At 34.6% G+C, this 8,260-nt stretch carries 5 protein-coding genes and 1 riboswitch; of the genes, 3 read left to right on the top strand and 2 right to left on the bottom strand.

The window, feature by feature from the left end; translation table 11 throughout:
• Nucleotides 1–123: 123 nt before the first annotated feature.
• Together metE and ACFOZ1_RS01120 are read right to left on the bottom strand one after the other, a co-directional pair.
• Entirely contained in the window at nucleotides 124–2,409 is a 2,286-nt protein-coding gene (gene metE, locus ACFOZ1_RS01115; protein WP_390194969.1) for a 5-methyltetrahydropteroyltriglutamate--homocysteine S-methyltransferase, read from the bottom strand.
• A gap of 17 nt (nucleotides 2,410–2,426) precedes the next feature.
• Nucleotides 2,427–4,268, bottom strand: a complete 1,842-nt coding sequence (locus tag ACFOZ1_RS01120) for a bifunctional homocysteine S-methyltransferase/methylenetetrahydrofolate reductase (RefSeq protein ID WP_390194971.1) — start codon at nucleotides 4,266–4,268, stop codon at nucleotides 2,427–2,429.
• A gap of 187 nt (nucleotides 4,269–4,455) precedes the next feature.
• A riboswitch (SAM riboswitch) is annotated at nucleotides 4,456–4,557 on the bottom strand.
• 171 nt (nucleotides 4,558–4,728) lie between these two features.
• Here ACFOZ1_RS01120 and ACFOZ1_RS01125 point away from each other — a divergent pair.
• The 3 genes from ACFOZ1_RS01125 to ACFOZ1_RS01135 all read left to right on the top strand — a co-directional run bounded on the left by ACFOZ1_RS01125 (nucleotide 4,729) and on the right by ACFOZ1_RS01135 (nucleotide 8,104).
• Nucleotides 4,729–5,295, top strand: a complete 567-nt coding sequence (locus tag ACFOZ1_RS01125; protein ID WP_390194972.1) for a nitroreductase family protein — start codon at nucleotides 4,729–4,731, stop codon at nucleotides 5,293–5,295.
• Nucleotides 5,296–5,565: 270 nt separating this feature from the next.
• Nucleotides 5,566–7,125, top strand: coding sequence for a bifunctional metallophosphatase/5'-nucleotidase (locus tag ACFOZ1_RS01130; protein ID WP_390194974.1), 1,560 nt, complete (start codon nucleotides 5,566–5,568; stop codon nucleotides 7,123–7,125).
• Between the two features lie 193 nt (nucleotides 7,126–7,318).
• A complete protein-coding gene (locus tag ACFOZ1_RS01135) occupies nucleotides 7,319–8,104 on the top strand; it encodes a 3D domain-containing protein (RefSeq protein WP_390194975.1) in 786 nt (261 codons plus the stop codon).
• Nucleotides 8,105–8,260: the final 156 nt, after the last annotated feature.

Raw genomic sequence — 8,260 nt, forward strand, 5'->3', positions numbered from 1 at the left:
TATGATGTTGGATTTTTTGTGATGTGGAATTAGAAAATAGAGAGGGGAGTGTGTTGCAAACATTTGAAGTCATACAAAAAATCAGCAGGAGTCAAAAATACCCCTGCTGATTAGTGTCAATTATTATTTTTTTACAGCATATTCCTCACGAACTTCTTTTGCTGATTGAATCATATTGCGTAATGCAGCGATTGTTTCTTCTTCACCACGTGTTTTTAATCCACAGTCAGGATTAATCCAGAATTGTTTGGCATCAATTGTGCGTAATGCACGTGTGATATTTTCTTTAATTTCTTCTACACTAGGAACACGTGGACTATGGATGTCATATACACCCAACCCAATTTCTTTATCATAATGGTTTATTTCAAACGTATCAATTAACTCTCCGTGACTTCTTGATGTTTCGATTGAAATCACATCTGCATCAAGTGCATCAATTACTTCAAAAATCTCGCTGAATTCAGAATAACACATATGTGTATGAATTTGTGTTGTTGGTTTTACAGATGCTGAAGAGATACGGAATGCTCTTGTAGCAGCATCAAAATATGCTGGCCATTTTAATTGATCAAGTGGCAATCCTTCACGTAATGCAGGCTCATCTACTTGGATAATCGTTACATTGCTCTCTTCTAATGCTAGCACTTCTTTCTCTAATGCTAACGCAATCTGTTCTTGTACAGTAAAGCGCGGTAATTCTTCATGAACAAATGACCAATTTAAAATTGTGACAGGTCCTGTTAACATACCTTTCACTGGACGATCTGTTAAAGATTGTGCATACACGATTTCTTTTACTGTCATTGGTTCACTCCAAGACACATCACCAACAATTAGTGGTGGTTTCACACAACGAGAACCATATGATTGTACCCAACCGAATTCTGTAACAGCAAACCCATTTAATTTCTCTCCAAAGAATTCAACCATGTCTGTACGTTCAAATTCCCCATGAACTAATACATCAATATCAAGGTCTTCTTGGATTTGAATCCATTTCTTTGTTTCTGTTTGAATAAATGCTTCATATTGTTCATTTGTGATTTCGCCTTTACGCCATTTTGTACGTGTGCTTTTTACTTCAGCAGTCTGAGGTAAGCTTCCAATTGTTGTTGTCGGAAGTAATGGCAATTGTAAATCTTCTTGTTGTAATTGAATACGTTCTGCAAATGGTAGTGCACGTTTTACTTCATCTTTGCTTAAATTAGCTAATTCTTCCGCTACACTTTCATTTTGGCGGTAAGGAGAATTACTTAATGCTTCGTGTGCTTTCTTGCTCTCTTGAAGTTCTGCTTTAATTGCTTCTTCTCCCTCATTAGCACCTTTCGTGATTGTTGTAATTTCTGCTAGTTTTTGATCTGCAAAGCTAAGTCCATCTAAAATAATTGGATCAATCTTCTGTTCACTTTCTTTTGTTACAGGCACATGTAATAAAGAACTAGATGGTTGTAAAATAATTGTTTCTGCTTTTGTTGCCTCTTCAATCTTACGCACTAAATCAAATGTTTTTGTAAGGTCTGCACGCCATACATTTCGTCCATTAACAACACCAGCAGCAAGTACTTTATCTTGTGGGAAGCCGATTTTTTCGATTAAAGGGAAATAATCTCCATGGATAAAGTCTAAACCGATACCATCAACTGGAAGTTTAATTACTTTGTCATAATGTTGTACCGTTTCAAAGTATGTTTGTAAAAGTAATTTTGCATTTGGTGTTGCTTGTTTAATTTGTGTGTACACTTCTTCAACTAATGAAATCTCATTTACAGTTAAATTCGTTCCCAAAATTGGCTCATCAATTTGAATCCACTCTGCACCAGCTTCAACTAGTTCATTGATTACTTGTGTGTACAGTGGAATAAAGGATTGAACGATTTCGTTTAATTGATTGTCGTCATATCCTTTAGCTAACTTTACGAATGTAACAGGACCAACTAATACTGGTTTACCTTTAATACCTAATTCTTCTTTTGCTTCATTAAAATAACGTAATGCGCGGTTTTCTACTAATGATGGCGTCACATCATTTAATTCAGGCACAATATAATGATAATTTGTATTGAACCATTTTGTCATTTCAGCAGCAACAGCTTCTTTGTTACCACGAGCAATGGCGAAATACGTATCAATTGCAGTAGGATCTAATTGTTGGAAACGTTTTGGAATGACTCCAAAAGAGATAGCAGTATCTAATACGTGATCATAAAAAGAGAAATCATTTACAGGAATCCATTCAACACCAATGTCTTTTTGTTTCTGTAAATTAGCTAAACGTAATTTCTTTGTTTGGGAAAATAGAGACTCTTCAGTAATACTTTTGCTCCAATAAGATTCTAGTGCGCTCTTCCATTCGCGGTATGCACCTATACGTGGGTATCCTAAGTTTGAACTGATATAATTTGTCATTGTCATCGTACACTCCTTTAGTTTGTTTGAACTTGTTCACTTATTTTTTGAATATATTGCGTTAATTCTGTTGTAATTTGATAATGCATAAATGGCGTAATAAGATAAATACCATTAAAATAATTGATTGCTGTTTGAATGAGTTCTTTGGATATTTCTATTCCTTCTCTTATTGCATCATGGCGATTAGTTTGTGCTTGCATTCTTGCTCTTACCTCATCGGATAAACGCATACCAGGTACTTCATGGTGAAGGAATTCTGCATTTTTGTGTGAAACAAGTGGCATAATCCCAATAAAAATCGGTTGTTTGATATGCTTTGTTTCGCGATATAGCTTTACAATTTGTTCGTGATGGAAAATAGGTTGTGTAAGGAAATAATCTGCTCCGTGTTCCACTTTCTTCTCCATTCGTTTAACAGCCTTTTCTAAATTTGCAACATTTGGATTAAATGCAGCTGCAACTTTAAAGTCAGTCTTCTTTCGTAGAGAGGAACCAGAGAAGGAAATTCCTTCATTGCATTGTTTCATTAAACGGATTAACTCAAATGATGTCGCATCAAATACAGAAGAAGCGCCAGGGAACCCTCCAATTCTTGTTGGATCACCAGTAATTGCTAGAACATTATGAAATCCTAATGTATGTAAACCCATAAGGTGCGCTTGTAATCCTATTAAGTTGCGATCACGACACGTTAGATGAATAAGTGGCTCTACAGGTACATCTAGTTCTTTCATTTTTATTGCCATTGCTAAATTACTAATTCTAGGTGTTGCTAGTGAATTGTCTGCTAATGTAATAGCATCTACACCTGCATTTCCTAATTGCTTGACACCTTCAAGAAAATCGTCAATCTCTAGATGTTTAGGAGGATCTAACTCTACAATGACAGTAGGTCTTTCTTTTACTTTATCAAGTAGAGATGGTTGTGTTTGACTTGGTGGGTTTTCCTTTTTTGTGATGATAATGGGTTGATCCACAATTTTCTTTGATGTGATTGGTTCTAACCCTTCAATACCTTCTTTTAATGCACGAATGTGGTCAGGTGTTGTGCCACAGCAACCGCCAATAAGCCGTACACCTTGATCACGAAAACTTTTTGCGCATTTTCTGAAATAGTCTGTATGTTTACTATAAACAAGCTTTCCATTCTCATATGCTGGTAAACTAGCATTAGGAAAAGCAGATAAGTATGCTTTTTCTAATAATGGAATAGGTGTTAATGATTCAATCATGTGATGTGGACCTAATCGGCAGTTAATTCCAACAACATCTGCGCCTAATTGTTCTAGTTCTAGAAAGGCATCGTGTAACAATGTCCCATTCTCTAATACACCAGGCTCATGCATAGTAACATTTGTAATAATCGGTAAAGATGTTTCTTGACGAACAATTTGTAATACGGTAGATAATTCTTCAAGGTCATAATATGTTTCTAACAAGATGCCATCGACACCTTCTAATAACAATGAAAAAAGTTGTTCTTTAAAACTACGAACAATATCCTTTTGGGAAGAGATTAGCTTCTGAACGCCACGAATACCTCCAATTGTCCCTAATACGAATGTATCTTTATTAGCCGCTTGTTTTGCTAATTGTACTGCTTTCACATTTATTTCATGAACCTGATCTTCAAGACCATATCTTGCTAGCTTGATATAATTCGCACTATATGTATTTGTTTGAATAATATCTGCACCTGCATTAATGTATGAATGATGTACTTGTAAGACTTCATCAGGTTTGGTTAAATTAAATGCTTCAAAGCAATGATCGACACCATGTGCATAAAGTAATGTACCAATTGCCCCATCAGCGATGAGAATTTGATCGTGTAAAGCATTGCGTAAGTCCTTCATTTCACTCACCTCTTTTCGATTATAGTTTGTGGTCATGCATATGCATCAACATTCAATAATATTACCTCTTATCCATTGATTCATTTGTTCTTAAAAGATTGAGTCATTGCATATCCATCCGTTTTTTCTTAGATAACCAAAAAGACCCTTCATCATGAAAGATGAAGGGTCTAGTACGCAATGACGTTCCTCATCTTTCAAGCATATGCTTGCTGGAATTAGCACCTTGTCTAATTAGACGGTTGCTGAGGTATCGTAGGGCCAGTCCCTCCACCTCTCTTGATAAGAGAAAATATTTAATTTATTGAACGGATGACAATATATTACATTATAAAAAAAATTAAATCAAGGGGTTTTAACAAAAAAACTTGAAAAAATTACCTTGATTTCAAACTATCTTGAAATATTCCGTGTTACATGGTATGATTGAAAATGATTCTCATTACTAGGAGGGATAGCTTTGGAATTAAAACAATTAATCATGGAGCGTCGTTCTATTTCAATATACGAAAATAAAGAAGTATCGACAGAGTTAATCAAAGAATTGCTTAATGTTGCTGTATGGGTACCAAATCATAAAATGACAGAACCGTGGCGTTTTGTATTTGTGACAGGGGAGTCAAAACGCAAATTAGCTGAAATTAATCGTCAAGTAGCAAAAGAAAAAGCAAAAACAACAGATCCTGTCGAGTTAGAGAAGATTGGAGAGACAGGCTTTCAAAAAATTATGCAAGTACCGTTGATTGTTTTTGTTATCAATGAATTGAATCCAATCGAAAAACTTATTGAAGAAGATTATGCATCAGCAAGTTGTTTAATACAGAACTTTAGTTTATTAGCATGGGAAGAAGGAATGAGTGTATTTTGGAAAACGGGTAAATTAACGTTTTGCGAGGAAACGAGTGAACTTATTGGGGTAAAGGATAATGAGAAGGTAATTGGTTTATTACAAGTAGGTTATCCAGCGAAAAAGCAAAATCCAATTCCGAGAATCAAAGCAACAGATCGAATAACTGAATTAAATTAGAAAAAATTACGTCTGCCAATAGACGTAATTTTTTTTATGTGAAATGGTAATAAAAAAAGCCGGTGAAATTACTTCACCGACAACAAGAAAAAGGGGCTATCATTTTGTGAGAAAGCAATCTTCGCAGTATTGCTTAATTTGGAACACTTTAACTATATCAAATAAATGAAAAGTAGTTGTTAAATCTAGGTAAAGAAAGTGTAAAGTTTTTCCTCTTATGATAGAGAAAAAGGTATACTAGAATTACTAATTTACAAGGGAGTGACGTTAATGGGTAATTCTATTTCAATCTGTATTACAAGTGATGTGCATGGTTATCTAGTGCCAACTAATTATCGAGATGATCAAAAAGAAAATATAGGTTTAGCAAAACTCACAACAGTAATCAATAGAATCAAAAATAAACAACCGACATTACTTATTGACAATGGTGATTTTCTTCAAGGAAGTCCATTTACGTATTACTTTGCTAAATATTATGAGCATTTGCCTAGTCCCATCATTGATGTGTATAACTACTTACAATATGATGCAGTAATTTTAGGTAATCATGAATTTAATTATGGATTAGATTACTTACAAAAATGTATGAAACACAGTCAATTTCCTTGGTTGTCATCCAATATATTAAACAAAGATACAGAAAAACCATATTTTGGTGTTCCGTATGTCATAAAAATGATAGAAGGAAGAAAAATTGCGATTATCGGTGTCACTACACACTATATTCCTAATTGGGAAGATCCGAAACATATCGAAAAACTCTTATTTGAAGATGCAGTTAAAGCAACTAAAAAATGGGTGAACTATGTCAAAAATAAAGAAAGTCCTGATGTGATCATTGTTAGTTATCATGGAGGATTAGAGAAAGATCCCGATACAGGAGCAGAAACAGAGTTGCTTACAGGGGAAAATCAAGGCTATCAAATTTGTGAAGAAATAGCTGATATAGATGTTCTTATTACTGGCCATCAGCATCGAAAGTTAATCGCAACAATTCATAATAAGACAGTGATTCAAACAGGAAGTAAGGGGAGTGCACTTGGCGAAATTAAGATGGAGTGGGATAAAGCGAATAACCTATTAATAAATTGTGCTATTCATGAATTGGATGAGTGTGTGGAAGAAAATAAAGACATTATGCATCTGTTGTCAAAAAATGAAAGGAAAGTGCAAGAATGGTTGGATAAGCCAATTGCTTTGGTAGAAGGGGAAATGACAATTACAAATCCATTTCAAGCAAGGATAGAAGAACACCCATTTATTGAATATGTGAATACACTACAGATGCAAGTAGCGAATGTTTCTATTTCTTGCACAGCGTTATTTGACAATGAGTCCAAAGGGTTCCCACAACATATTACGATGCGTGACATTGTATCTAATTATATTTATCCAAATACATTAAAAGTGCTACGATTACTAGGACAAGATATAAAAGATGCCTTGGAAAAATCCGCAAGTTATTTTGCTATAGAGAATGGAGAGCTTACAATCAACCCTAGTTTTCATACACCAAAACCTCAACACTACAATTATGATATGTGGGAAGGGATTGAGTATGAATTAGATATTACTAGACCGATAGGAGAAAGAGTGGCAAAGTTAGAGAAAAATGGCCGTTCATTGAATTTAACAGAAACCTATGATGTAGTTATGAATAATTACCGGGCAAGTGGTGGTGGAAATTATTCTATGTTTCAAAATAAAGAAATAGTGAAAGATATACCTATAGATATGACGGTATTAATTGCAGATAATCTATTAAATCGTAAAAAAATTAAAGCTAGTGTCAATAATAATTTCAAAGTTAGATTTACAGATAAATAGTAATTAGTAAAAAAATAGTGGTAAATATTACGTGTAGATGTATAAAACTCACTATGTTGCACCATAATGACAAATGTGACAAGCCTTTGTAACATCGTAATTGTTTGTTACAGACTCTTAATCTCACTGTAACCACAAGGGGTATTTTCATATGTTATATTGGTCCTTGTCAACACGAAAGGAGGCAACATGGATGAGAAAGTTTTTATTGTCCACTGTATTTATTACTGGTAGTTTATTAGCTTTTACACCAGTATCCGCTGCAGAGTATGAAGTAGAGAAAGGTGACACATTGTGGGACATCGCTGAACAAAACCAAACAACTGTTGCTAAATTAAGAGAGATGAACAACTTAGAAACAGACACAATTGTACCTACACAATTAATAACTATAGATAAAGAGATTACGTATGTTGTTAAAAAAGGAGATTCTTTAAGTGAAATTGCAGTAGCTCATGGAGTAACTGTTGATGACATAAAAGAATGGAACAACTTAGAAACCAATTTAATTATTATAGGTGAAAAATTAACATTAAAAGAAGTAGATAAAGAAGCAACGGAAAATCAGAAAGCTACAACAAAAGAGGAAACTGTAGAAACACCTGAGGCTTCAAATCCTGTACAAGCAGCAACTGTAAAAACAGATGCAACACCGAAGCAAGAAGAACCAGAAAAAGAAACAGAAGGTAAGCAAACCATTACTGTTTCTGCAACAGCGTATACTGCAAAGTGTGAAGGATGCTCAGGTATCACTGCAACTGGTGTGAACCTATTAGAAAATCCAAACATGAAAGTAATCGCTGTAGATCCAAGTGTCATTCCATTAGGTTCTAGAGTATATGTAGAAGGATATGGAGAAGCAATTGCAGCTGACACAGGTGGAGCGATTAAAGGAAACAAAATCGATATTCACGTCCCAACAAAAGAAGATGCATATAATTGGGGAAGAAAAGAAGTTGCAGTAACAATTTTAGATTAATAATTGTAAGCGAAGAGAGTAACAAATTCATTGTTGCTCTCTTTTTTTGTTACGTTTCTAAACGGACGCTTTCGCTTTTGATCCATCCAGCTCAAGCGTCCATCGACTAGGCAACTTCACAAAGCGCCCTACGATAAGTCATCATCGATTCGCAAG

The sequence above is a fragment of the Gracilibacillus marinus genome (assembly GCF_042651725.1).
In the GTDB taxonomy this organism is placed as follows: domain Bacteria; phylum Bacillota; class Bacilli; order Bacillales; family Amphibacillaceae; genus Gracilibacillus; species Gracilibacillus marinus.

What these genes read in the sequence shown, in the direction of transcription:
- metE (WP_390194969.1), bottom strand. Translation starts at nt 2,409, where the DNA reads ATGACAAATTATATCAGTTCAAACTTAGGATACCCACGTATAGGTGCA.
- ACFOZ1_RS01120 (WP_390194971.1), bottom strand. Translation starts at nt 4,268, where the DNA reads ATGAAGGACTTACGCAATGCTTTACACGATCAAATTCTCATCGCTGAT.
- ACFOZ1_RS01130 (WP_390194974.1), top strand. Translation starts at nt 5,566, where the DNA reads ATGGGTAATTCTATTTCAATCTGTATTACAAGTGATGTGCATGGTTAT.
- ACFOZ1_RS01135 (WP_390194975.1), top strand. Translation starts at nt 7,319, where the DNA reads ATGAGAAAGTTTTTATTGTCCACTGTATTTATTACTGGTAGTTTATTA.